Annotated in this window: 27 protein-coding genes; 21 read left to right on the forward strand and 6 right to left on the reverse strand. The window is 45.8% G+C overall.

What is annotated here, in order from left to right; all coding sequences use genetic code 11:
- Positions 1-30 precede the first annotated feature (30 nt).
- Positions 31-813, reverse strand: coding sequence for a Cof-type HAD-IIB family hydrolase (locus JOE49_RS10560; protein WP_165179406.1), 783 nt, complete (start codon positions 811-813; stop codon positions 31-33).
- A 198-nt stretch (positions 814-1,011) separates the two neighbouring features.
- On the opposite strand from JOE49_RS10560, the gene JOE49_RS10565 reads away from it, so the two are divergent.
- From JOE49_RS10565 to JOE49_RS10635, 15 genes are all read left to right on the forward strand, one after another.
- On the forward strand, positions 1,012-2,043 hold the full coding sequence (locus tag JOE49_RS10565; RefSeq protein ID WP_075153803.1) for a WXG100 family type VII secretion target: 1,032 nt from the start codon (positions 1,012-1,014) through the stop codon (positions 2,041-2,043).
- A 517-nt stretch (positions 2,044-2,560) separates the two neighbouring features.
- Entirely contained in the window at positions 2,561-3,007 is a 447-nt protein-coding gene (locus JOE49_RS10570; RefSeq protein ID WP_209941044.1) for a tellurite resistance TerB family protein, read from the forward strand.
- A 28-nt stretch (positions 3,008-3,035) separates the two neighbouring features.
- Complete coding sequence (locus JOE49_RS10575) at positions 3,036-3,629, forward strand: TerD family protein (RefSeq protein WP_013308969.1); 594 nt, start codon at positions 3,036-3,038, stop codon at positions 3,627-3,629.
- Between the two features lie 47 nt (positions 3,630-3,676).
- A complete protein-coding gene (locus JOE49_RS10580; protein WP_013308970.1) occupies positions 3,677-4,252 on the forward strand; it encodes a TerD family protein in 576 nt (191 codons plus the stop codon).
- Between the two features lie 31 nt (positions 4,253-4,283).
- Entirely contained in the window at positions 4,284-4,865 is a 582-nt protein-coding gene (locus JOE49_RS10585; RefSeq protein WP_023987194.1) for a TerD family protein, read from the forward strand.
- Positions 4,866-4,967: 102 nt separating this feature from the next.
- Entirely contained in the window at positions 4,968-6,236 is a 1,269-nt protein-coding gene (locus JOE49_RS10590) for a TerD family protein (protein WP_023987195.1), read from the forward strand.
- Between the two features lie 26 nt (positions 6,237-6,262).
- Positions 6,263-6,997, forward strand: coding sequence for a TerC family protein (locus JOE49_RS10595; RefSeq protein ID WP_023987196.1), 735 nt, complete (start codon positions 6,263-6,265; stop codon positions 6,995-6,997).
- A gap of 167 nt (positions 6,998-7,164) precedes the next feature.
- Entirely contained in the window at positions 7,165-8,352 is a 1,188-nt protein-coding gene (locus JOE49_RS10600) for an HpcH/HpaI aldolase/citrate lyase family protein (RefSeq protein WP_028542072.1), read from the forward strand.
- A 52-nt stretch (positions 8,353-8,404) separates the two neighbouring features.
- The gene (locus JOE49_RS10605; protein ID WP_209943591.1) at positions 8,405-9,751 is read left to right on the forward strand and encodes a phosphoribosyltransferase family protein; all 1,347 of its coding nucleotides are present in this window, start codon (positions 8,405-8,407) and stop codon (positions 9,749-9,751) included.
- Positions 9,748-10,899, forward strand: coding sequence for a cysteine protease StiP family protein (locus JOE49_RS10610; protein ID WP_209941045.1), 1,152 nt, complete (start codon positions 9,748-9,750; stop codon positions 10,897-10,899). The genes JOE49_RS10605 and JOE49_RS10610 overlap by 4 nt, the downstream gene beginning before the upstream one ends.
- A complete protein-coding gene (locus tag JOE49_RS10615) occupies positions 10,896-11,732 on the forward strand; it encodes an HAD family hydrolase (RefSeq protein ID WP_068938759.1) in 837 nt (278 codons plus the stop codon). Before JOE49_RS10610 ends, JOE49_RS10615 begins: the two co-directional genes overlap by 4 nt.
- A 17-nt stretch (positions 11,733-11,749) precedes the next feature.
- On the forward strand, positions 11,750-12,781 hold the full coding sequence (locus JOE49_RS10620; protein WP_068938758.1) for an ATP-grasp domain-containing protein: 1,032 nt from the start codon (positions 11,750-11,752) through the stop codon (positions 12,779-12,781).
- A 58-nt stretch (positions 12,782-12,839) separates the two neighbouring features.
- Complete coding sequence (locus tag JOE49_RS10625) at positions 12,840-13,520, forward strand: hypothetical protein (protein ID WP_068938757.1); 681 nt, start codon at positions 12,840-12,842, stop codon at positions 13,518-13,520.
- Positions 13,521-13,617: 97 nt separating this feature from the next.
- Positions 13,618-14,718 (forward strand): toxic anion resistance protein, encoded by a 1,101-nt coding sequence (locus tag JOE49_RS10630; protein WP_209941046.1) that lies wholly within the window; start codon positions 13,618-13,620, stop codon positions 14,716-14,718.
- Positions 14,719-15,053: 335 nt separating this feature from the next.
- Positions 15,054-15,599 (forward strand): hypothetical protein, encoded by a 546-nt coding sequence (locus JOE49_RS10635; protein ID WP_023987205.1) that lies wholly within the window; start codon positions 15,054-15,056, stop codon positions 15,597-15,599.
- 254 nt (positions 15,600-15,853) lie between these two features.
- Here JOE49_RS10635 and JOE49_RS10640 read toward each other — a convergent pair whose 3' ends face one another.
- From JOE49_RS10640 to JOE49_RS10655, 4 genes are all read right to left on the reverse strand, one after another.
- On the reverse strand, positions 15,854-16,234 hold the full coding sequence (locus JOE49_RS10640) for a DUF3899 domain-containing protein (RefSeq protein WP_160788892.1): 381 nt from the start codon (positions 16,232-16,234) through the stop codon (positions 15,854-15,856).
- Entirely contained in the window at positions 16,234-17,877 is a 1,644-nt protein-coding gene (locus tag JOE49_RS10645; protein ID WP_160788891.1) for a peptide ABC transporter substrate-binding protein, read from the reverse strand. The genes JOE49_RS10640 and JOE49_RS10645 overlap by 1 nt, the downstream gene beginning before the upstream one ends.
- A 196-nt stretch (positions 17,878-18,073) precedes the next feature.
- Positions 18,074-19,024, reverse strand: coding sequence for an ABC transporter permease (locus JOE49_RS10650; RefSeq protein ID WP_023987209.1), 951 nt, complete (start codon positions 19,022-19,024; stop codon positions 18,074-18,076).
- Position 19,025: 1 nt separating this feature from the next.
- Positions 19,026-19,952 (reverse strand): ABC transporter permease, encoded by a 927-nt coding sequence (locus tag JOE49_RS10655; RefSeq protein WP_160788890.1) that lies wholly within the window; start codon positions 19,950-19,952, stop codon positions 19,026-19,028.
- 318 nt (positions 19,953-20,270) lie between these two features.
- On the opposite strand from JOE49_RS10655, the gene JOE49_RS10660 reads away from it, so the two are divergent.
- The 5 genes from JOE49_RS10660 to JOE49_RS10680 all read left to right on the forward strand — a co-directional run bounded on the left by JOE49_RS10660 (position 20,271) and on the right by JOE49_RS10680 (position 24,184).
- Positions 20,271-21,038: an amino acid ABC transporter substrate-binding protein gene (locus JOE49_RS10660; protein WP_209941047.1), complete on the forward strand. Its 768-nt coding sequence runs from the start codon at positions 20,271-20,273 to the stop codon at positions 21,036-21,038.
- Between the two features lie 40 nt (positions 21,039-21,078).
- A complete protein-coding gene (locus JOE49_RS10665) occupies positions 21,079-21,738 on the forward strand; it encodes an amino acid ABC transporter permease (protein ID WP_023987212.1) in 660 nt (219 codons plus the stop codon).
- Between the two features lie 15 nt (positions 21,739-21,753).
- Complete coding sequence (locus JOE49_RS10670; protein WP_028542079.1) at positions 21,754-22,506, forward strand: amino acid ABC transporter ATP-binding protein; 753 nt, start codon at positions 21,754-21,756, stop codon at positions 22,504-22,506.
- Positions 22,507-22,963: 457 nt separating this feature from the next.
- Positions 22,964-23,569, forward strand: a complete 606-nt coding sequence (locus tag JOE49_RS10675; protein WP_209941048.1) for a VC0807 family protein — start codon at positions 22,964-22,966, stop codon at positions 23,567-23,569.
- 6 nt (positions 23,570-23,575) lie between these two features.
- Complete coding sequence (locus JOE49_RS10680) at positions 23,576-24,184, forward strand: TetR/AcrR family transcriptional regulator (protein WP_209941049.1); 609 nt, start codon at positions 23,576-23,578, stop codon at positions 24,182-24,184.
- A 130-nt stretch (positions 24,185-24,314) separates the two neighbouring features.
- Here the strand turns inward: JOE49_RS10680 and JOE49_RS10685 are convergent, their stop codons facing one another.
- Entirely contained in the window at positions 24,315-24,602 is a 288-nt protein-coding gene (locus JOE49_RS10685) for a DUF6809 family protein (RefSeq protein ID WP_209941050.1), read from the reverse strand.
- A 492-nt stretch (positions 24,603-25,094) separates the two neighbouring features.
- On the opposite strand from JOE49_RS10685, the gene JOE49_RS10690 reads away from it, so the two are divergent.
- Positions 25,095-25,733, forward strand: coding sequence for a glycoside hydrolase family 11 protein (locus JOE49_RS10690; RefSeq protein ID WP_209941051.1), 639 nt, complete (start codon positions 25,095-25,097; stop codon positions 25,731-25,733).
- The last annotated feature ends 52 nt before the right edge of the window (positions 25,734-25,785 follow it).

Genomic DNA, 25,785 nt, shown 5'->3' on the forward strand with positions numbered 1-25,785 from the left:
CGAAACATGCCCAGTCTATCAGCAATCCTGTTAGCTTAACAAACCAAGCTTTTGCAGTCCGTACAAAATACCGTCTTCATCTGCGCGTTTTGTGACCATTTTAGCTGCGGCTTTGGCTTCATCACAGCCGTTGCCCATCGCGACGCTGTTATGTATAGCTGTCAGCATCTCCACATCATTTAAGCCATCGCCAAAGGCGTATTGATTTTCATCGGCAATGCCCAGTCTGGACGTAATTTCGCGGATGCCCTTCGCTTTGGAGCCAGAATGAGGAACAACGTCCACAGAACTCGGATGCCAGCGCACAAAGTCAAACGCCTTGAATACCGCTTCATAGAAAGGCTCTTCTTCTGCTGTACACATCAACAGCGTCTGATAAATATCTCTTCCTTGGAAATAGAGTGGATCGTATCCAACTGAAATCTTGGCCTTAAGCGTTTGGACCGATCTCTCCACAAGCTCATCGTTAGGGATATTGGCCTTCATATCCATATGATCCATATATACGAGAGCATGATTATGCGTGAGAGCCAGATCGGTCATCGCTTGCAACGCTTCTCTGTTCAGCGGATTGGTAGCGACCACTTCCCCGCGAAGCACGACATATTGCCCATTAAAGCTAACGTAGGAATCAATTTCTAACTGCTCGCGAATATCTTTGAACATAAAAGGCGCACGGCCTGTTGCGATGGCCACCTCATGTCCCAGATCTTTCAAAGCAAAGACGGCCTTTTCTGCCGTTAACGGCATTTTCTTGTCATCGTCCAGTAATGTACCGTCGATATCGAAAAAGATAATTTTTTTGTCTGACATGTCCCTACACCTGACTTTCAATAATGTATTGTCGAAATAAACTCATATGGATTCATTATATCAAAGGAACTGCTTCTGAATACACAAATACGTATAAATCCTCATGAATGTCCGACCTCTATAGCTTACAATATGAAATAAGGATTACTGTAAAATATAATTTCTATCTCCTATTTTCATAGATGGGATGTGATCACCATGACAAAAATCCAAGTCACACCGGAGCAGCTGGACAGCGTGGCCTCCCAATTTGCCAATGCCCACGGCACACTGTATAACCAGTTAAACGGCCTGGATAGCACAATGAACCGCCTTCACAGCCAGTGGGATGGTATGGAGAGGAATCGTTTTTATAATGACTATCGTACGGCTAAATATACACTTTCTTCTGTATTAAATAAGGTTCAATCCATTGAAATTGAGCTGAAAAGCATCGCTTCGAAGTTTAGAAATGCGGATGGTGAAAGCACACGTGGCTTCTGGACAGCCCTAGCAGCGGCAATGAACGCTAGCGCAGCGCTGGCAGGCAGTGGAGAGGCTGGAGATGCTGGTGGAGAAATTGCCAAGCAGCCAAAAAATATAGACGAATGGGATCAGGCAGACGCGGATAAATATCATCAATATGAGGAATTACTGAAAAACGCCGAGGCCATCGGCGACAAGCAGGTTATGCAGAAAATTCACGACCAGATGAATGTCCTGCGGCTGCAATATGAGGACTCAGTTCCCCGTACAGATTACAATACAGGAGAGACCTCCAAGATCACATCCGATTCCCTTGTCGCCGTCACCGAACTGACAGGTAAAGACGGAAGCAAAACGGATATATCTATCGATAAAAAAGGGAATGTTGTGAGTTATGAGCAAAATACGGATAAATACGATTACTGGGTCCAAAAGCATACCCAATCAGCCGGAGAGCACGCTCTAGGTAAAACGGCCCAGACCGTCACCGGATATGGAATAGGTCTTATTTTGTCGCGCGGGGCTGGAGTTAGTGGGGCAGGTTCGGGCATCGGTTCTGGCGCAGCCTCCGGGTGGGGGGAACACGTCGTCGGCATTGGTGGCGGCATGCTCAGTGACAAAGTACTCTTCTCTGTACCCGATGAGGGCGAAACTCGTACCATGATCTACCGAACGAATAAAGAAACCGGACATATTGAAAATATGATCATCGTCACCAAAGGTGAGAATGAAATGGAGTATCGCTATTGGGAGGATTATAACTAGGTCTTGAGCTGTGAACGATAATAGCGTGAATAGGAGTATCTATAAAATCTACAGTCTTTTTTTCTGGAACAGGTGAGCAGCAGGTGGAAACTGTAAACTCGCTAGCTGGAGAAGTCTGTAGATTTTTTGGTTTACCAATTTTTTCGGAAAACCGATATATTAAATAGATAGAATACATATCCAAAGAGGAGTGCAAATTTAGTAGAACTAAATTTATAGATGGATAAACCGTGGATTATGATCAAAGGCACAGTGCTTCTGTTGAAATTGGAAGGCTGTGCCTTTCTATCAACTCTACCATTTCACAGACTTGCAATTGGGGTACCAAATGATGGATGATGGAAGAGAGGGTTTTATGTAGAAATAGGGCTAAAGATAGAGAGGATACCAATAATAAATAGATCGGATTTACCGTATTTTTGTATATTATTGTAGAAAAAGATCGTAATTCAGGTTATAGTAAAGGAAGAAATTAACTAGGATACCTTTACCCAAATACGTAATTGTGGAGGGAAACATGAGTACATTTAAAAATTGGTTGAATACAACTAAAAAAGGACTTGGAGACCAAGTTAAGAAGTTTAAGAATAAAGATTTTATGGAAGCTGTTGTTGCAGGCTGTGCGTTAGTAGCATTTGCTGACGGTACGATTAGTCCGGAAGAGAAAACAAAAATGGCCGGATACATAAATATCAGTGAAGAATTGAAAGTGTTTGATATGGGTGAGGTCATCAACCGTTTCAATCACTATGTAGCGAACTTTGAATTTTCACCTGAAATCGGTAAACAGGAAGCACTGAAGGCGATTGGTAAATTGAAAGGTAAGCCTGAAGTAGGCCGACTTGTCGTTGGTGTATGTAGCGCTATTGGCGCAGCTGATGGTGACTTTGATGCCAATGAGCAGCGAGTTGTGGCTGAGATTTGCGGCGCGCTTGGTTTGAATCCGTCTGAATTTAGTCTGTAAATTTTACGGAAGGGAGGTGTGTTAATCAGTGGCTGTAATTAATCTGGTCAAGGGCCAGAAAATTGATTTGACCAAGGGAAACACAGGACTAACCAAGGTTATAGCAGGATTGGGATGGGACCCTGTACAGTCCAAAGGATTTTTTGGCTTCAAGAAGCAACCCAATATTGATTGTGACGCTTCTGCCATTTTGCTGGACGCCAACGGAAAACTGACTCAGTCAGATAACGTAGTGTGTTTCCACAATAAAAAAAGTCCATGTGGCTCTGTCGTGCATTCCGGTGATAATCTGACCGGACAAGGCGACGGTGATGATGAACAAATTGCGATTGACCTGGCACGTATTCCTGCCAATGTCGACAAAGTGCTTGTTGTTGTGAATATATATGATTGCGTAAACCGGAAACAGGACTTCGGCATGATCGAGAAAGCGTATATCCGCATTCTGGATGGTGCTAATTCCAAGGAACTGGTGACGTTTAATTTATCTGATAATTATGAAGGGCTGACCGCACTGGTCTGTGGAGAACTCTATCGTCATAACAACGAATGGAAGTTTGCTGCAATCGGTGAAGGAACCCATGCCGTACATATTGATGTGCTGGCTCAGCGTTATATGTAATTTTAGGTTGCTCATACAAAACTTAATGTGAAAAGGGGTTCTTACTCATGGCAATTAACTTATCCAAAGGTCAAAAAATCGATTTGACGAAAACAAATCCAGGTTTGTCCAAAATCACAGTTGGTCTCGGTTGGGACACAAACAAATACGATGGCGGTAAAGATTTTGACCTGGACGTATCCGTATTTTTGGCTAATGCGGAAGGTAAAGTAGAATCCGATAAGAACTTTGTCTTTTTTAATAACCCACAAAATGAGAACGGCTCTGTCGTTCATACAGGGGATAACCGCACAGGTGATGGCGACGGAGATGACGAGCAAATTAAAATTGATCTGGGTAGCGTGCCAGCTAACGTTGAAAAGATCGCTTTTACGATTACAATCTATGAAGCACAAGAACGCAGCCAAAACTTTGGACAAGTGTCCCGTGCTTACGCTCGTATCGTAAACGAAGCAAACAATGAAGAATTGGTCCGCTTTGATCTGGGAGAAGATTTCTCGATCGAAACAGGCGTTGTTGTAGGCGAACTGTATCGTCATAGCGGTGAGTGGAAGTTCAATGCCATTGGCAGCGGTTACCAAGATGGTCTTGCAGGATTGACGCGCGATTACGGTTTGGCGTAAAAAATCTATACAAAGAAAGCAGGTATGCGGAATGACCATTAGCCTTTCCAAAGGACAACGTATTGATCTGACCAAAACGAATCCCGGCTTGACTCGTGTCGTTGTAGGTCTTGGATGGGATACGAATAAATACAGTGGTGGCGCGGACTTTGACCTGGATGCTTCGGCTTTCCTACTTTATGAAGACGGTAAAGCCAAAGCTGCGGATGATTTTGTATTTTACAACAACCCGACAGGCGGAGCAGGATCGGTTACTCATACAGGCGATAACCGCACAGGTGAGGGCGATGGGGATGACGAGCAAATCATCGTTGATTTCTCGAAGATTCCTGCGAACATCCACCGTATCGGGATCACGGTTACCATTTATGATTACGAGGCACGCGCGCAAAACTTTGGTCAAGTGTCCAATGCTTTTGTACGTGTGGTAGATGCGGCAACGGATCGTGAAGTGCTGCGCTACGATTTGGGAGAAGATTTTTCTACCGAAACGGCCGTCGTATTCTGTGAATTTTACCGTCAGAATGCGGACTGGAAATTCCAGGCTATCGGTAGTGGCTTTGCTGGTGGATTGGGTGCGCTTGCTAAAAACTATGGCTTGGACGCTCAATAATATCCACTTGGGGTGGTGTCCATAGGGCGCTACCCTTTCTTTTTAAGCTATTACATTAGCGTACGCTGACACATGACAAACGGACAGAAAGGTGACACAATCATGGCTGTTATCGTAGTAAAGGGACAGAAGGCGGATTTGACGAAAACAAATCCGGGCCTGACCCATGTCAACGTAGGGATTGGCTGGGAGTCCCCAGCGTCTCTGGAGCTGGATACTTCGGCATTTTTGCTGGGTCCTGGAGGAAAAGTATCGGGCGATGAGGACTTAATTTTTTATAACAATCCGACCACGCCCTTTATCACCTATTCAGACGGACAACAGTCCGGTGACAAAAAGCAATTTGCCCTTGATCTGACGCGAATTCCTGCAAACATCGAGAAGATTGCGTTTACGCTAACGATTTATGATGCGGATCAGAAACGGCAAAATTTTGGACAGGTTCAAGGTGGGTTCATTCGTTTTGCTCATCCGGTTAGCGGAGAGGTTTTGCGGTTTAATTTGGACAGTGGATTTACAGTGGAAACGGCGATTGTCATTGGTGAACTGTATCGTCATAACGGGGAATGGAAATTCAACGCGATTGGCGCAGGTTTTTCCGGTGGATTGGATGCGTTGTGCGTTAATTTTGGGATTGAAGTGGAAAACAGTCCGGCTCCTCCCACGCCAGTGCCTACACCTCCGTCTCCAGCGCCTCGACCAGCACCAACGCCGCCACCAGTACCACCTGCTCCGAAGCCAGAGCCATCTGCAACACCGGTGAATCTGAATCTGCGGAAAATTGAGCTGAAGAAGAAGGGCGACACCATCAACCTGAAAAAAGGCTCAGGCGGATTGGGTGAAATCCTGATCAATCTGAACTGGAATCAGGTGCAGCAAAGCAAGGGCTTTTTCAATCGCGGCTCCAAGGGTGTCGATCTGGATCTGGGCTGCTTGTATGAGATGAAGAACGGAGATAAAGGCGTTGTGCAGGCGCTCGGGGAAGTTTTCGGTTCTCTAAATCGCTTCCCGTACATTGCTCTGGATGGCGACGACCGTACAGGCTCTGTGAAAACAGGGGAAAATCTTCGCATTAATGGTGCTAAAATTTCTGAAATTAAGCGAATTTTGGTGTTCACCTTCATCTATGAAGGAGTCACGAACTGGTCACAAGCGGACGGGGTAGTCACGCTGTACCAGAAGGATGGGCCGGACATTATCGTTCACATGAATGAACATGACAATCGCAAAGGGATGTGTGCGATTGCCATGATTCAAAATGTAAACGATGAAACGTTCAGCATTGAAAGACTCGTGCAGTTCTATGGCGGTCATCGTGAGTTGGATCGGGCCTATAACTGGGGCATGCGCTGGTCGCAGGGTAGCAAATAAATTGAATTATCGGAGGCACTCTTTTCATGTTGAATGATTTGTTTAAAAATATCAGCGAAAACTATGGCCATTTCTTTTCATGGAGTGATGTTGTAGCTACGCTTACTGATCCAGTGAGTTGGGGGATTATAGGAACTCTCATTTTGCTGGAAGGACTTTTATCGGCGGATAACGCCTTGGTTCTCGCAGTTATGGTTAAACACTTACCCAAGGAACAACAGAAGAGAGCCTTATTTTACGGGATTTTGGGTGCGTATATATTCAGGTTCCTGGCTATCGGCTTGGGTACATTCCTGATTAAGTTTACGCTGATTAAGGTACTGGGTGCGGCTTATCTGCTCTATATCGCTTATAAGGGCTTATTCAAGTCCGAAGGTGATGGAGAAGTGAAAAACAAACCTACTTCTTTTTGGAAAACCGTATTAATGGTCGAACTGATGGATATTGCCTTCAGTATTGACAGCGTCATTGCCGCTTTCGGTGTGAGCGAGAAAGTATGGGTTCTGTTCCTGGGTGGTATTCTCGGCGTTCTGATGATGCGTGGTGTTGCTCAAGTGTTCCTCAAGCTCATTGATAAATTTCCGGAACTGGAACAGACAGCCTTTATTATGATCGCCATTATCGGGGGTAAAATGCTGGCTGCTGCTTTTGGCTTTCATATGTCGCAGGTTTTATTCTTCGGCATTTTGATTGCTGTCTTTGTAGGCACAATGGTTATCAGCTCGGCGAAAAGAAAGAAAAAGGCCGACAAAGAGGCTTAATGTACAAAGTATAGCGAAATCCCTCCTGAAACTAAGGGGGGATTTCTTTTATACCCGAAGCACAGGGCTTCAGTCAGGCAAGAAAGAGCAAGAGGAGGGGAAGGGCCCTGAAATATTTTAATGATTTAACCTCTGAGGAAGTAGAAGCGATCTTTTATACTCCACCGTTGGAGTTTCATAACCGTTCTCCCAAAAGTATATTGGCTTATGCAATAGGAGCTGCTTTGTACATGCCAGCGACCCGCTCGGAAGTAGCAGAAGAGATCAAAAATGGAAAACATGAAGGACTAACAACGGTCATTTTGGATTTGGAGGATGCTATAGGGGATCACCAAGTCGGACAGGCAGAACAATCGCTGGCACAGCAGCTGCTTCAACTATTATCCTATGTACGGACGGGGATGATGAGTGAACAGCAATTACCTTTGTTATTTGTGCGTGTGCGCTCTGTAGAGCAGTTGGAACGACTACTGAACGGTTTGGGTGAATCTTTGTCGCTGCTCACGGGCTTTGTCTTACCTAAGTTCTCTTCTGATAATGGACGGGCGTATTTTGCACTCATTTCCGAATATAACCGGAATATGCATACAGGGGCAGGAAACGCAAGCGACATGCCTGTGCTGTACGGATTACCGATTCTTGAAAGCTCCAAAATCATATATCGGGAAACCCGCTGGAAAGAGCTGCTGTCAATTAAGGAAATTTTAGACGAGTACCAGGAATATGTGCTCAATGTACGAATTGGGGCAACCGATTTCTCCAGTCTGTATGGCTTGAGACGCAGCCCGGATATTACGATTTATGAAATTGCCGTCATTCGGGATTGCATCGCAGATATTATTAACTTGTTTGGACGCGTGGGCTCAAATTATGTCATTTCCGGTCCTGTATGGGAATATTTCTCTCACCGAGAACGTGTCTTTAAACCTCAATTAAGAGTGTCCCCTTTCGAAGATGCACTTGGAAAGCCGGGAAGACACTTGCGGATGGACTTCATCTCAGATGCCGTAGACGGACTGATTCGAGAAGTCATGATGGACAAAGAGAATGGGATTATCGGCAAAACAATTATTCATCCCTCCCATATTAAACCGGTACAGGCCATGTATGCGGTGACACATGAAGAGTATATGGATGCACTTGAAATTGTTGAGCGTAACGACGGCAGTCTGGGTGTATTCAAAAGTACCTATGCCAACAAAATGAATGAAATTAAGCCGCATTTGAATTGGGCTCATCGAATTATCAATAGATCAAAAGTATACGGGGTGTTACATGAACAACAACATTTTGTCAGTCTCTTACCCAACCACGAAAACACATCTGCTGCCAATCCTGGAGCAGTTCAGCGTTAAAATTACGGAGACGCATAATCCATTCCGCCTTCCTGTGGACAAGCTGTTTGCGATGGCGGCACGGGTCAATAAAAAGCGTTCGTTTTTGTTTGTCAGCAAGGTGCTGGGTAAGCATATTCCGGTAAACCCATACACTTCTCTGCTCAGTGGTGCGGCGCTGGCGATTCTACTATATAAGGAGCTTGTCCCACAGGCAGGACAACAAATGGATGAACTGATTGGAGAGGCTGTGAGAGGACTTCTTGACCCGGACTATGCGAAAGAGGCCTACCGAAAGCTGATGGATGAACGTTTAGCTTTTGCTTTTACGGAGCCGATCAAGTTTGTTGGTTTTGCCGAGACGGCTACAGCACTGGGACACAGCATGTATCGGTTGTTTGACGACGGAGCCTCGTATATTCATACGACGCGCGAGGATATTCCGGGCCTTCGGCCTATTATTCGGTTTGAAGAAGAGCATTCGCACGCTGTTGACCATCGTTGCTATGCACTGGATGAAGATGCTTTTGCGGGAGATGGCCCGATTGTGCTGGTAGATGATGAAATTACGACGGGAAAAACAACGCTTAATATCATACGGGATATTCAGGAGCATTTTCCGCGTAAGCAGTATGTGATTGCTTCATTATTGGATTGGCGGACAGACAGCGATGAGCAGGCTTTCACTGATCTGGAGGCAGAGCTAGGCATTACGATTACGCCTTTAAGCTTGCTCAAAGGAAAGATTGAGGTACAGGGAGTACCCATACTGGATCACGCAGAATATGCTGCACAGGTTGGGCACCCAGAACATGCAGCCACTAGCATGGCAGAGGTTAATAAAGACGCTTCTGGGATAATTGACCACCGTTTTGAAAAGGATACTTCCGGTTTTGAGCGGGTAGTACACAGTTCCATGTCAACGGACGGATACGCCAATACAGCTCCTTATCTAAAATATACAGGCCGTTTTGGTCTACAATCCGCTGACAATTCAGCGTTGGATGAAGAAATCACGCGTACAGCTGAACGACTGAACGAACTTCGTTCTGGGCAACGCACGCTGGTTATGGGCACAGGCGAATTCATGTACATTCCAATGCGGATTGCAGCAGAGTTAGGTCTGAATGTTTATTTTCAATCGACGACACGCAGCCCGGTGTATCCCCATCGCGAAGAAGGGTATGGAGTCGCCTGTGGCGTGACATATCCATCACCTGAAGACAGTACGATACGCAATTTTATTTATAATGTAGACCCCGGTCAGTATGACGAAATATTCGTTTTGATGGAAAGGGAGTCGGACCCAGAGCGGATGAACCCCTTGCTGGAGGCTTTGACCCGTCTGGGCTGCGATAAAGTGCATGTCGTTTATTTTAACGGTTTAACTAGTCAGGAGAGTAAAGGAGCGCGGATATGAAGCAAGCACTCATGGAGCAAATACAGCAGAAGAACATTCATCCGCCCGAACCGCTGGGCAGTTATCCTGCCTCGGATGTCACTTTTTTATTGAAGGATTTGAGCCGGGTTACGTTGGAAAAAGGGACGGAGGATCGTGAAGAGGCGATTCAGTCGGGAGTCCATTATTCAGAAATGCTGCCAGTGGAATACGAGCCCACAGCAGAGTATATTGCACTGTTTCACGAAACGCTTGCCCAATCTGCCAAAAAGGTTGCATTAGCGGCAGCTTCTGTGGCTGAGATGATTGTGAGAAAAAGAGGCCTGAACACGGCGATTGTTTCTCTTGCCAGAGCAGGGACGCCCATTGGTATCCTGATCAAGCGTTATATTGACTGGAAGTATGGCGTATCCTTGCCGCATTACAGCATTTCTATTATTCGTGGCAAAGGCATTGACCGGAATGCGATTTTATACATTTTACAGCAGCATGGACTGGAGATTGAACTTCAGTTTGTCGATGGCTGGACGGGGAAAGGGGCGATTCGCCAGGTATTGATTGAGGCCTGTCGTGAGATGAACGCGGATTACGGGTTGCGTCTAAATGATGATCTGGCGGTGCTGGCCGATCCGGGCAGATGTTCAGAAACCTTTGGTACACGAGAAGATTATTTGATTCCAAGTGCTTGTCTGAATTCGACTGTATCAGGTTTGATGAGTCGGACGGTATTACGTGACGATCTCATAGGCCCTGACGATTTCCATGGGGCCAAATTTTATGAATCCTGGCGGTCAGTGGATCAGTCCAATACGTTTGTGGATACGGTATCCGGGTACTTTCAAGACGTGGCTGAAACGGCCGTTGCATATGCTGAACAAATGACATTGAATCCGCCTGCGGTGACATGGCAGGGCTTACGGGATATTGAAGCGATTCAGCAGGCATTTGGTATTCGGGATATCAATTTGGTCAAGCCCGGAGTGGGGGAGACGACTCGTGTACTGCTGCGCAGAGTGCCGTGGAAAATTCTGATTGACCGCGAAGATAATCCGAATCTTCAGCATATTATGCTGCTGGCAAAGGATCGTGGAGTGTCTGTAGAGGTATTTGAAGGATTGACTTATTCCTGCTGCGGAATTATCAAGCCGCTCAAGGGGGGACAAGAATGATCTTCGCAAGTGACTTAGATCAGACACTGATTTACTCCAAACGTTCGCTTGGCGTACCGCTGGAGTCCCCTGGTCTGTTGCCTGCGGAACAGATAGACGGGGCAACGTCGGCTTTTATTTCTGAACAAGCCCTGCAATTGCTAAGGACACTGCCTGAAGATGTGATGTTTATGCCCGTGACGACTCGGACGATAGAACAGTATAGACGAATCACTGTGTTTCAGACGGAGTTGGTTCCCGCATATGCCGTGACGAGTAATGGTGGAAACATCATCGTCGGAGGCGAGGTGGATCGAGAGTGGAATCGGCGTATTCATGAACAAGTACGCCGTGATGGTGCTCATGCGGAAGAAGCTCGTCAGGTGTTCGGACAGGTGCTGGATGAAGACTGGGTCGTAAACGAACGCTTTTGCGACGAGTTATTTTATGCTTTCATGATTGAACGGGATCGTATGCCGCTGGAACAGGTGCTGGAGAAGGCGCGAATCATGCGTGAAATGGGCTGGGAGGTATCCATTCAAGGTCGTAAGATATATCTGGTGCCTGCGGCTGTGAATAAACAGGCAGCCGTGGAGCATATCCGTAATCTCACGAATGGAGGGGCTGTGGTTGCGTCCGGTGACTCTTTGCTGGACCGTTGTCTGCTGGACTATGCCGATTATGCGATTGCTCCCCGTCATGGTGAATTGTATCGGGAACAGCTGCGAGATAAGCTGGAGGTCAATTACCGTTTTACAGAAGTGTCGGGGGTGTATGCAGCGGACGAAATCATGGCGTATGTTCATGCAATACACCGGAGTGTATTCGCAGTTCAGACTTCATTTTCAGAATAGATAGGGGACGTGGCTCTGTGAAGAAGGTTAAGGTGTATTTTAACCGCTGGTTTTCAGTGGCGTATCATTATATGAATGCTATTCGTAACAATGAGGACGGTATTCCGTTCGAGATCTATGCGACGCACTCAGATCCGCAGCACATGGCGCTACAGGCCAGTGATATAGCTGAAGTAGAGCCTCGCACCAGTGGTGTGGAGTACGCACGGTTTTGCGCTGATTTTTGCAGGCGGCACGGAATTGATGTCTTTATCCCCCGGTGGAATATGCTCGATATTAGCAAGCATCTTTATTTGTTCAATGATATTGGGACAAAAGTGATGGTATGCCAAGATACCGAACTGCTGGAGCAACTGATGGAAAAGGATTTGTTTTATGAATCCATTCGTCAAAAGGACATTGTCACGATTCCCGATTATGCCATTGCCAGCAATGCCGAGCAATTTAAACAGGCATATGAGTCGTTAATAGCACTTGGACATAAGGTATGCTTCAAGCCATGTAATGCAGAAGGCGGAATGGGCTTTCGTATCATCGACAATGAACGTAATCCGCTGGAGGAACTGTTCGGCCATGCGCTGAATCATATTTCGTTCGAGGAAGCACACCGCGTATTGTCATCCACAGAATCATTTCCCAATCTGATGGTGATGGAGCTGCTGGAGGGATACGAATACAGTATTGACTGCCTGGCTGACCGGAACGGAAAGCTGCTAGCGGCGGTTCCGCGTAGGAAGGCAGGAGGACGATTACGGCTGCTGGAGCAGCATCCCGAGCTGTTGGAGGTGGCACAGAAGGTCGCTGAGGCGTATCACATTCCGTACAATTATAACATTCAGGTAAAATATAACGGCGAGCATGCCAAGCTGCTAGAGATCAATCCGCGGATGTCCGGAGGACTTCATGTATCATGTTTGTCCGGTATCAATTTTCCTTATCTAGCGGTGAAATCGGCTTTGGGTCATGAGATCGGTTCACTTCATCCGCAATACGACATTTTAGCCAGTCATATCGAGCAGCCAATCACCATACGTAAATCCGTACATTGACACACACAAATATTGTTTTCTACAATATGGTAAGGGTTTACGTCAGGAGGTACAAGCTATGACGTCAAAAATGTGGGGTGCCACGATTGCTGTGGTTAGCTACCTGATTGCGCTTTTACTAAGTTTTTGGTTGCCACTGTTTGTGTGTTTGGCGATTCCGATCATTGGTTTGGGAGGATACAGCGCCATCATGGCTGTTCGCCATCCTCGCCCCAATCTGACCGGTTCCGTGATTCCGGTGGTGCAGGAGCAGGTCGCTGAGACACATCAGCATGAAAAGGAAGCTGCCGTTCGACCGGAGTCTATGACAGGACAAGTACGTCAACCAGATCAGGTGAGCAGTGAATTTGCTCAGGTGATGGAGTATTTGGAGGTACTGGAGGATATGGTGATCTCCGAGGGACAGAAGGATGCGCTTGATAACGAGATCGTCGAGAAGGCGCTGGCTCTATTTGCACGTTTGCAGCGGGTCATTCCACTTTTGCATGAACTGAACAACAGCGAAGTGAATCATACGGTTCGGAGATTGATTTTGAAGGATTTGAACGGACTGATTAATCCATTTCTTCGGCTCAGCGGCGATGCGAAGCGGACCAACCGGAGGACATTATTAAACGGATTACGGGATGTGGACAGTAAAATATCAGTAATTGTATCTACGGTGGAGCATAAGGATCTGTTGGAATTACAGAGCAAAGCGGAGCTTATTCACCAGCGATATAGCAGTTCCGAATTGTAGGCGATTTTTTGAGAAAATAAAAAAGTAGCAGTATAGCTGCTCTGAATAACAACGATTAGACTTGGGTAACAGTTGTTTTCAGAATAGGAGGTAGCGTATGGCGACCCCATGGGCTGAATTGAAAAAAGAAGATGAACAAAAGGTGACTGAGGAGGCTTCACAGCTGATTCAGAAGGTATCACAAAGCGATGTCATGAGCCTGGATACCTTAATGGATGATATCGGTAAGCTGGGGGTTAAAACGCAGGAACGTGCGGGGCAAACCCTTAAAATGCTGGATCGTCCGGTAAACGACCTCATGTCCGGTGATCGGGCTGAGGTATCCAATATGATCTTAAAGCTGCGTGATGAATGCGAAACGCTCCAGCAGAGCAAAAATGTGAGCTTTTTTGGCAAGCTCCTGCGTAAAAGCCCGTTAAAGAACTACATTTACAAGTATCAGTCGGTGAAGACGAACATCGAGAAAATCATTACTGCCTTGAGAGATGGTAAGGATAATCTGGAAGAAAACATCGTCAGCATGAGACAGTTGAAGAAGGCTTCCATTGAAGAAATCTACAATTTACAGACGAAGATTGCCTTTGGTAATCGCTTGAAAGAACTGTTTGAGACCGAGATTGCCAAGCCGGAAAACGAAAACCGTAAGCCACATCTGGAGCGGGGATTGCGCAAGGTGGTTACTCGTACACAGTCGATGACAGAAATGATTTTGTTATACAATCAGGCGATTGCAGCAACAGATATTATTAATGATAACAATGATAAACTGATTGATTCTGTAAATAATGCGATTGATAAAACATCGAATCTGATCACTGTATCGGCTATGATCGCGATGGCGCTGGCGGATCAGGATAAAATCATTTCAGCCGTCGATGCGACCAACCGTACGATTGAAGATCAATTCAAGGAAAATGCAAAGCTTCTCAAAACGACGACCGAGAGAACGACAGATCTGCTTAGCAAGCCTTCTATGTCACTGGAGGCTGTGAATCAGGCGATTGGTGATTTGGTATCTGCTTTGGATCTGTCTGAAAAATCGAATCGCCAAATTATTGAAAGCTGCCATGAATACACAAGTAAAATGACAGCAATCAATGCCAACCTTAGCCAACGCTTGGGGATCGAAGGGAAAGAACCATCCAAAACACTGAAGGATAGCAATTCTTCTGAGGGTTTAAGCTCGTTTTTGAACTGATGACAATGTAGAATAATAGACCCAATCTATTAAAAGACGCCGGATGACTCCGAAAGGCGTCTTTTTTGGTTTGGCAGCAGCTAATAAAGGACATGATGAACATACATAGCATTCTCGTGCATAAACTCTTAAAAAGCGAATGACAAAAGGAGAGAGCGAGCGTATGATGTCCTTTATTTTAGGGTGTGTGATTGTCTATTTACTCGTGGCTGCCAGTAGCGAAAAAGCAGATTCAATTGTGGAGTTAAATGATTCTGTGAAATAAAATTTTTTATTGAAAATCATGTATTTTCTGATAGGATAGAGTTAAATATTGGAATCCCAAAGGAGAATGCATGCTGGAATTTTCATTTGAAATCATCGACGAATCGAAAATCAACATTGTATATCAGTATGGAAGCAGCAACTTCAATTTTAATTTATTTTTTAACTACGGTGTGTGGACGCTGCATCCATTTGACGGGATTCTGCTCCAGAACAAGGAAATGTGCCGTCTGATCGTTACGGATCTGTTTAAGAACAAAGATTTTCATGTCATGCTGGCGCGTGAAAATATTTTATTGTCAACCTTGCGTACCTCTATTGATCTCAATCCTGAAACTCGGGGAGAGCGATATCAGGAACAGGAGTTTGATGAGCTGTCTGATTTTGCTGAGACACACAGCTTTGAAGAGGTACTGCAAATCGAGCAGGATTCCGTCCGCGAACGTATGGATTTCTTCCAAAACATCATTCAAAAAATGTATATGGAAGGATTCGGCCCGGAAGACAATGATTTTAACAAGGTACAAGCTATTCTTCGCATTTATAAGGCTGCACATGACCAACTCGGAGAATTGAGCGACTTTCCCCTGAGAGGCGACGAACGACGCAGATGGTAGATTTATTGAAACAAAAAAGGGAGAGTCCCACGAACTAGCTCCGCGGAACTCTCTCTTTTTTGTATTGTCTAGGGGTTAGGCCAAGTTAAATCACTTGGCCCACTAATCTTTCCACTCCTGCACACCTCTAAAACGTATAGAAGCTCTACGGCGGTTGCCAGCGGAGCGGGCAGAATTGTTCTGAAGAAGCGTAGCGTTCGCGATCGGAAGAACAATCTGCACGTGCAGCGCCCACCAACCGCGAAAAAGCCTAACTAGCTTATCCCCATTAATATCATCGAGCAAAGGATAAGCCCTGTCCCGCACCCCGAAGTATATACCTTGAGGTGGCGGAACATGGATGTTTTCCAGGCTGACAGAGATTCATCGGAACGCAAACGCTCATTTTCCTCCCGTAATGCCTTGGATTGACGAATGAACAACTGTCTGATGTCGGCAAATCCCCGCAGGAAGAGGGTTAGAAAACCGCTTTGCAGAACGTGGAAGATTGCACCGATCACCAAGCCCAGCAACCCCAACAGGAATAACAGATTTGCAGTAGCCATGTTTTCACGACCATACAAGAGATGGGGGATGGCGTACAGAAATCCTAAGGTACCGACAATCAGGGCAGTGATCCCGAAACGTAAAACCATTATTTTTCGACCCGTTTCGCAAAGCGCAGGTCTGGGTTCGAACGAGCATCAAATACGATACCTTGAATCTTAGGACTGATTAATGCCGTGTCCGCAGAGAACTGGATCGGAATAATCGGCAGATCTTCCATCAATACGTCTTCTGCCTGATGGAGCTGTTCAAAGCGTTTTGCCGGATCAAGCTCAAAGGTTGAGGATTCGATCAGTTTGTCATACTCCGGGTTGCTCCAGTTGGTAAAGTTGTTCGAATTTTTGGAAGTGTAATGCCCCAATACGCCAAGTGGATCCAGGAAGTTTCCTTCCCAGCCCATACGGGCGATCTGGAAGTTCTTCTGTTTAAAGGTATCAATGTACGTTTTCCATTCCTGATTCTCCAGCGTCACTGCAACGCCCAGGTTCGTTTTCAGCATTTCCTGAATCGCTTCAGCTACTTTTTTATGCTTGTCCGAAGTGTTGTATTTGAAGGTAATCGGTGGCAGCTTGGTCAAACCTTCTTCTTTCAGACCTTCGGCCAGCAATTGTTTCGCTTTTGCAGCGTCAAACTCATAGTATTTTTTCGGTGCTTCATCACGGAAGTCTTTGCCGGATGGCGTTGTTGTTCCGTATGGAACATAACCGTAAGCCGGAGTTTCGCCACCTTTGGTTACGCTGGTAGCCAGTGCTTCGCGGTCAATCGCGTAGGCGATGGCCTGTCTGATTTTTTTATTGTCAAACGGCTTTTGTTTTACGTTAAAAGAATAGGTGTACACACTGAAAGATGGATGCGACAGGAATTCCTTGTTGCTCTTTTCCTGATCCAGTGTATCCACGGGAAGGCTCAAAATCAGATCCAGATCGCCCGTTTTATACATTTGATAATAAGTTGTGGAGTCTTGAACCATTTTAAAATTAATCGTTGCCATCGTAATGGCATCTTTGTTCCAGAATTGATCGTTTTTAGCCAGCGTAATTTGCTCGTTATGTTTCCATTCCTTGGCTACATACGCACCGTTGCCGACAATTGTGCCCGCTTCAGCTGCCCATTTGTCATTTTTCTCAACAACCGATTGGTTTACTGGCAGATAGGCATGACCCACTGCGATCGTTGGGAAGAAGCTCAGCGGTGATTTCAGCTCAACTACAAGAGTTTTATCATCTTTGGCTGTAACACCCACGTCTTCAATTTTACCTTTGCCTGTGTTGTACGCTTCGGCACCTTTGATGTAGTAGAGGGCAGAAGGATCGTAGGCAGCTGTTTTCGGATTCAGTACCCGTTTCCAGGAGTATTCAAAATCCTTAGCTGTCAGTGGGTCACCATTCGACCATTTTGCACCATCACGGATAGTAAAGGTGTAGGTTTTGCCGTCAGGAGATACATCTACTTTGCTGGCAGCGCCTTCTACGATTTTACCGGCCTTATCGTATGTATACAGCCCTTCATACAAGTTATCAATCACAAAGTAGGACGTTGTATCTGATGCGAAAGCAGGGTCTAGCGTATAAGGCTCCCCACCTGCCAGATTGGCAGTAATTTCTTGCGGGATATCTGCTTGAGGCGTAGCGGACGGGTCGTTGCTTGCTGTTTTGTCCGAAGTACCCGAGCATCCAGCTAAAGCCGTTACGGCCAAAAGTAAGATGATCGTCATCCAATGCATTTTTTTCATCGTGGTTTTCCTCCATTACTGTGATTAGTTATGCCAAAAATAAGGTACACCGTACCGGGATTTATTCATCCTCCTTTCCCGCAGGTATGCCGCGTGTGCGCACTTCGATAAAGGAACTGCCGTTTTTCCTGCGGTTAGGCGAGAAGCTGCGGATCATGGTGACACCCCTCCTTGTCCAATTTGGATCTCTCTGTTGTTAATGTTGTGAGCGCGGGTCAAGTGCATCCTGAAGTCCATCTCCAAGTGTATTGAACGCCAGCATGGTGAGCGATATCATCAGTCCGGGGAAAAATAGGCGCCACCATTGACCGCTTAAAATAACGCCAAGTGAATCGTTAGCCATCGTCCCCCAGCTGGCCGAAGGAGACTGAATCCCCAGACCGAGAAAGCTCAGGAACGATTCGGCAAAAATAGCCGACGGAATAGTGAACGTCAAATTTACAATAATGATTGCCGCTGCGTTCGGTAGCAAATGTCTGAAGATAATACGCGAATGAGATGTCCCCAAGCTACGGGCTGCTAACACATATTCTTGCTGCTTCAGCTGTAAGATTTGCCCACGCACTACACGGGCCATACCGACCCAGCCAGTAATAGATAATGCAATAATCATCGTGAGTAGGCCTGGCTTCATAATGACGAGCAGCAGAATGATGACCAGCAGATAAGGAATACTATACAAAATTTCAATAATACGCATGAGAATGCTGTCGATCCGGTCGCCCGTTTTACCGTGCCCAGCACAATAGCCAGCAACACAGCCGACGAGAATGCCAAGCACCAAATCAATGGCGGCAGCGGCAAAGCCGATCATGAGTGAAATTCTAGCCCCGGCCCATGTCCGTGCCCATACGTCCCTCCCCAGATCATCCGTGCCAAACCAGTGCTCTCCCGAAGGAGAAAGATTCGTCTTCAAAAGGGATTGATCACTGGGTGCATAAGGAACCATGGAAGGTCCAATAATCGCCAGCACAATAATAATAATAAGTAGAGAAAGCCCCAACAGAGCAAGCTTGTTGTTAAAAAGTCTGCGTAGCCGATCCCGCCAGGGTGATTCTTTGGGTCTGGTCAACGTGGGGGTGGGGATCTGGCTACGGTCTACAAGACTGAACAGGCTGTCCTTTTCGACAGTAGGTGCTGCTTTCATGTTAATCTCCTTTGCTGTCTAATTTGATTCGCGGATCGACAAGGCGATAGGATATATCAATTAAAAATAAAGTAACGACCAGAATGGCACTGTAGAAAATGGTCGTCCCCATAATCACTGGATAATCCCGGTTAAAGATACTGTCTACGAAGTATTTACCGATGCCGGGAATGGCGAATATTTTTTCAACGACAAAGGTACCTGTAATAACGGAAGCGAAAAGCGGTCCGATAAAGGAAAGCACCGGAATCAACGCATTACGTAATCCGTGACGAATGACTACTGCCCAAGAGGACAACCCTTTTGCTTTGGCAGTGCGTATGTACTCCTCATGCATGACTTCCAGCATGCTCGTCCGCATAAAGCGGGCGATAACGGCAAGCGGTGAAACAGCGAGAGCCAGCGAAGGAAGCACCGTATGCTGCCAGGTTCCCCATGAGGCGACCGGAAGCAGGTGCCATTGGACAGCAACATACTTGATTAACAGCGGTGCCAATATGAAGCTGGGTACGGAAATACCAACAATGGCGATAAACATCGAGATATAATCCAGTGGTCGATTATGGTGTAAGGCAGCCAGTGTTCCGAGCGAAATACCGGCAATAATCGCGACCACGATGGATTGAATACCCAGCAATGCAGAAGGTGGAAAACCTCGGGCGATGAGCACATTGACGTCCGTCGTTTTCGATTGAATAGACGGGCCCATATCCAGCACTAGCAGATTTTTTAGATACAGCACATACTGCACAGCGAGCGGCTTGTCCAGATTGTACCTGGCACGCATGTTTTGCAATACCGCTTCCGGAATGGTTTTGGAATCGTTCGAAAATGGATCACCCGGAATGATGTGCATGATGATAAACGTTAAAGTGACGATAATCCACAACGTTATGAACATCGTAAAAAGACGCTTTAAAATGTACATGGGGCTTTATTTCTCCTGTCTATCAAGCTGATTTACATACTATTGCTGCTGAAATTTTAAAATAAATAAAAGTATATAAGAATACTAGGAAATAATAAGACGGTTTAGGTGACATGTCAAGGTAAGGTTTTACATTATAGAACACAGGTCAAATTTTCGTCACAGGTTTTCCATTTATATAAGGCTAAGATTCCGCTCATTCCTCTCGACGAGTATCCTGCGGTGTGTTATGATGATACTCTGATAACGTGTTAACGAACTAAAGCGTTTGCCACCTGTTCTTGGATACGGGGGTCACCATTGTTGGAGGGGAATAAGATGAGAAAAGCAGCCATGTTTACGATGTTAATTGGATTGATGATGATCGTGTTGGCCGGATGTTCCGGCGGTAAGGATAACAGTAAATTGATTATTGGAATTGATGATAAATTCGCCCCGATGGGCTTTAGAGATGAAAATAACGAGCTGACCGGCTTTGATATTGATTATGCAAAAGCGGCCGGGGAACAAATGGGTAAACAGGTGGAATTTCAGCCGATTGACTGGTCTGCCAAGGAATCCGAGCTGAACAGCGGACGTATTGATCTCATTTGGAATGGATACACCATTACGGATGAGCGTAAGGAAAAAGTGCTGTTCACGAAGCCATATCTGAAAAACAGTCAGGTGATTGTCATTCCGGCTACTTCCAGTCTTTCCAAGCTGGCTGATCTGGCGGGCAAAACGGTGGGACTCCAGACGCTGTCTTCAGCAGCCGATGCATTGGATGCAAATCCGATCAAAAGTAAATTGAAGCAAGTGTTCGAGTTCCCGGATAATGTTCTCGCTTTGACAGACTTGAAAACCGGACGTCTGGATGCGGTTGTCATTGATGAAGTTGTTGCCAAGTATTATATGTCGAAGGAACAAGGGACGTATAAGCTGCTTGATGAATCACTGGCCCCTGAGGAATACGGCATCGGCGTGAAAAAAGGAAATGAAGAGCTGTTGACGCAGCTGCAATCCGCTTTGGATGAGCTGCACAAGAACGGAAAAGCTGCTGAAATTTCGAAAAAGTGGTTTGGTGAAGATAAAGTATTAAATTAATACGTAGTGTATTGAACTAAGGGTTTAGGAGTCGAAGGTCATGAGTATGGAATATATTTTGCGAATTATGAAGCCTATGCTTGAAGGGGCACAGATGACGGTTATTTTATTTTTCATCACGCTCATCTTGTCTATTCCATTGGGTTTTATCGTTACGTTGCTGGCCAAAAGCCGGATTAAGCCAATCGCCTGGCTGATGCATACGTACATTTATGTTATACGCGGTACGCCGCTATTGCTGCAATTATTGTTCTTTTGTTTTGGTCTGCCGATGTTGCCTGTCATTGGGGAGTATCTGGTCTTGGACCGGACAACGGCTGCGGTACTGGCATTTGTACTGAATTATGCAGCTTATTTTGCAGAAATTTTCAGAGGCGGGATGTTGTCGATTGATAAAGGGCAATACGAGGCTTCGCAAGTGCTGGGCTTGAGCAAGTCGCAGACGCTGATTAGAGTCATTGTGCCGCAAATGGTACGGATCGCTTTGCCTGCGGTAACCAATGAAGCGACAACACTGGTAAAAGATACGGCACTACTGTATGCAGTAGCGGTACCGGAACTGCTACATTTTGCGAATACGGCTGTAAACCGTGATTTCTCGATTGTACCTTATGTTGTAGCGGCGGTTATTTATTTGTTGTTAGCTTTGGTGCTGACGCTATTCTTCAGGGCGCTGGAAAAACGTTTTAAATTCGAGTAAAAGGAATGTCGGGATATGAATACTAATGCAATAGAAGTAACCGATTTGAAAAAATCGTTCGGCAAGCTCGACGTTCTGAAAAGAGTGAGCTTTAACGTTAAAGCAGGCGAGGTTGTAGCCGTCATCGGTCCTTCAGGTTCAGGAAAAAGTACCATGCTCCGTAGTTTGGTGCACCTGGAAGATGTGACAGGCGGGACGATCCGCATTCATGATAAAGCACTGGTGGAAAACGGTCAGTACGCTCCGGCAGGTGATATTAAGGGCATTACCACCGGTATGGGCATGGTGTTTCAGCATTTTAATCTGTTCCCTCACTTGACGGTGCAGGATAATCTGGAGCTGGCTCCGAAGCTGGTGAAAAAGGTGAGTAAGGCTGAACTGCGTCGCCAAAGCGCTGAGTTGCTGGCTAAAGTCGGATTGGCAGATAAAGCAGATGCGTATCCATCCCGACTGTCGGGGGGACAGAAGCAGCGTGTGGCGATTGCCCGGGCAATGATGATGAATCCCGACATTTTGCTGTTTGACGAGCCGACCTCGGCCCTTGATCCTGAGCTGACAGGCGAGGTGCTGCGAGTTATCAAAAAGCTGGCTGAGGAACATATGACGATGGTCATTGTGACCCACGAGATGAACTTTGCGAGAGATGTGGCGGATCGTGTCATTTTTATGGATAATGGAGAAATTGCAGAATCCGGTACACCAGAGCAGATTTTCAACAATCCGCAGCTGGAACGGACGAAGGTGTTTTTGAATCGGGTGGGGGATTAAAAATAGTTACTGGTGGTGCGGGGAGGCGCTGCGCGTGCAGATTGTTCTTCCGATCGCTGTTATCCCCGGATTTTTTCATGGAATAGAAATTTAAAGGTGAAAATCCGGGGATAAAGGCGAACGCTCCGCATCTTCAGAACAATTCTGCCCGCTCCGCTCACTGACCATCTGGCAAGTAATATGTTTTTAAGCAAGTAATGTGGAGTTAGAATAAGAGAGGGAGATGGCCAGCGCCATCTCCCTTTTTGTAGTTGCAGGGATGTGAACTGTGTAACCACATTTGGGCAATATGTAGATTTAAGCGCGAGTACAGCTAACTTAGTGAGGGGGAGAAATCCTTAACTGGTATATAGGATAGAGATTAATATTTTTTAATCTTTACACACCTACCGAAGGTATGTAAAATAAAAGATACCTACCGAAGGTATGTTTTAAATGATGAGAGGATGAGTCGATCATGAATAAATCTCGCAACGAAATCATCTTTACGTTAATCATCAACCTCGTATTGCCTTATTTGACTTATCGTCTATTAATTCCACACACAAGCAGTCTGATAGCTCTGTCCATCGCTGCACTTGTACCGCTATGCGACTCAATCTACAGCCTTATACGGACCCGTAAAGCAGATGCTTTCTCCGGATTCATTTTTCTCGGCCTAATTCTTAGTGTTGTTGCTGTTCTCTTGGGCGGTGATGAACGCTTCATTTTGCTGCGCGAGTCTTATGTGACTGGTATTATGGGGGTGGTGTTTCTAGGTTCGCTGTTTTTTAGCAGACCATTAATTTATTATTTTGCCGAAAGATTCACAGGCCATAATCCTCAGATGAACGATAAATGGGGGAAACTTCCGCGCTATCGCTTTAATTTCCGCCTGATAACGGCGGTGTGGGGACTCAGCCTGTTGCTGGAAGCCTTCATCAAAGTAGTGCTGGTATATTCGCTGTCCATATCGACCTTTCTGGTCGTATCGCCGTTCTTCACCTACGGGCTTATTGGTTTGACGATCTGGTGGAATATAGGTTTCATTAAACGAATAAAAAGACAGACAAACGGGAGGTAAAAGATTATGCAAGACAAAGCGATGAACGACAGTCTAAAAAAGCTGCTTGAGATTGCCGAAAAGATGATTATGGAGAAAGGCTGTCGGGCGACGACACTACAGGATATTGCGGACCGCAGCGGACTGACTAAAGGAGCCATTTACCATTATGTCAAAAGCAAAGATGAATTGTTCGGTATGATTCTGGAGGCGGGAATGGAGAAAACCAATCAGCGCTTTTTTGAATCTGTCGCCCGGACTCCCGCAGGACCAGAAGGAATCAAGTCCCCGCTTAACACCTTAACTGAACGGCTTCGTAACATTGGTAGTGGGGACAGCGCTGCCAGCCTGATTTTTATTTATCTACTCAGCCAACAGGATAAGCCCGCCGTGGCTGGCATTCTGAAACGTTATCATGAAGCATCTATCCTCACTGCCAAAACGTGGATCGAAGTCGGACAGCAGAATGGAGCTATCCCTATTTCAATCGATGCGGACAGGACAGCTCGGATGTTCACCGTGTTCAAGAACGGACTGCAAGTTCAGCATAACATAGTGACCGATGGCGATAAAATCAACGAACTGGAAATTTACGAGTTCTTGATGAATGCGCTGGGGGGCGTAGGCAGAGGCTAGGGAGCCCCTCCATTCGTTTTGTTATCCCCGGATTTTTAATTTTATTTACTGAGGAAAAATCTAGGGATAACAGCGATCGGAAGAACAATCTGCATGCGTAACGGGCTCACCACCATAACTCCTCCATCATCTATCTATTACGATCAACAATTTCTTTGTCCTCGCTAAATACTTCAATCATCGTTAATGCCCCCGCCCGGTACCCGTGAATGAATGCTGCTGCGGAGTGCAGGGAAGTTGACTCGCTTAATAAATCAAACATGACTTCAATTGACTCAAAATCGACTGCTGGTAATTTGCTTTTCAACATCTCCATGAGATCACTAATTTTTTGATTCACTTTTTGAGATTCAGGGTCGGTTGAATGTATCTGTTCACTGGGACGCCATTTCCCATAGTACATATCCTCCAAAATCATTTTTATCATACCTCCTTATGAAAAGTTAAGTGTTTGTCCTCACGTGAATCGGGGATTCATTTATGCGCTGCTAATCACCCAAGCACATTTTACAGCATGCGATGGATGTATATTGATATTTATGCGTTATTTGCATAAAGTTTTTTTAGTATATAAGTTGAGTTGAAAATGTACCTGAGGCGCCACTACGCGTTTGAGTGGTGCTTTCCCTCGCTGTAATGCTGGAATTATTCGTTGAATCGTCCCATCATAACCGTATTGTGGAGCTTACTTTCCTCGACAGCTTCTATAAATTTTAAAGAAAGCTAAACATAATAGAGTTAAAGCTTTAATTTGCTAGGTTTTTATGCAAACGCTATCATTCTATAATTTACTCAGAAAGGAGGTAAAAGTAAAAAAACGGGATATGACACGGATAAGCAATGTACTGCAAAGAGAACCAACTAACAAGCAGGTGTATGGGACAAACACAAAAATTTTAGGAGGGAAAGTATGTTTAAGTTTAGTAAGAAAATGATGACGGTAGTTCTTGCAGCTTCCATGAGTTTTGGGTTGTTTGCAACAACCTCAAGTGCAGCGACAGACTATTGGCAAAATTGGACCGATGGCGGTGGGACGGTCAATGCTGTTAATGGATCAGGCGGTAATTACAGCGTAACATGGAAGGATACCGGGAATTTTGTTGTCGGCAAAGGCTGGACTACTGGATCGCCAAACAGAACGATTAACTACAATGCCGGTGTCTGGGCGCCGTCCGGTAATGGATATTTGGCTCTCTACGGGTGGACGAGAAACTCACTCATCGAATATTACGTCGTTGATAGCTGGGGGACTTATCGACCTACCGGAACGTATAAAGGTACGGTGACCAGTGATGGGGGCACATATGACATCTACACAACAATGCGATACGACGCACCTTCCATTGAAGGCCAAAAAACGACGTTTATTCAGTACTGGAGTGTTCGACAGTCGAAGAGACCGACGGGGGGTAACTCCACGATCACTTTCAGCAACCACGTGAAAGCATGGGCGAGCAAAGGAATGAATCTGGGAAGTAACTGGTCTTACCAGGTGTTAGCAACAGAGGGGTATCAGAGTAGTGGGAGCTCTGACGTAACGGTGTGGTAACCACTCAACTGCAAGCTGTTCAACGAACAGGCGCGGTTGGGACTGTCTCACG

Source organism: Paenibacillus sp. PvR133 (assembly GCF_017833155.1).
Taxonomy (GTDB): Bacteria; Bacillota; Bacilli; order Paenibacillales; family Paenibacillaceae; genus Paenibacillus; species Paenibacillus polymyxa_B.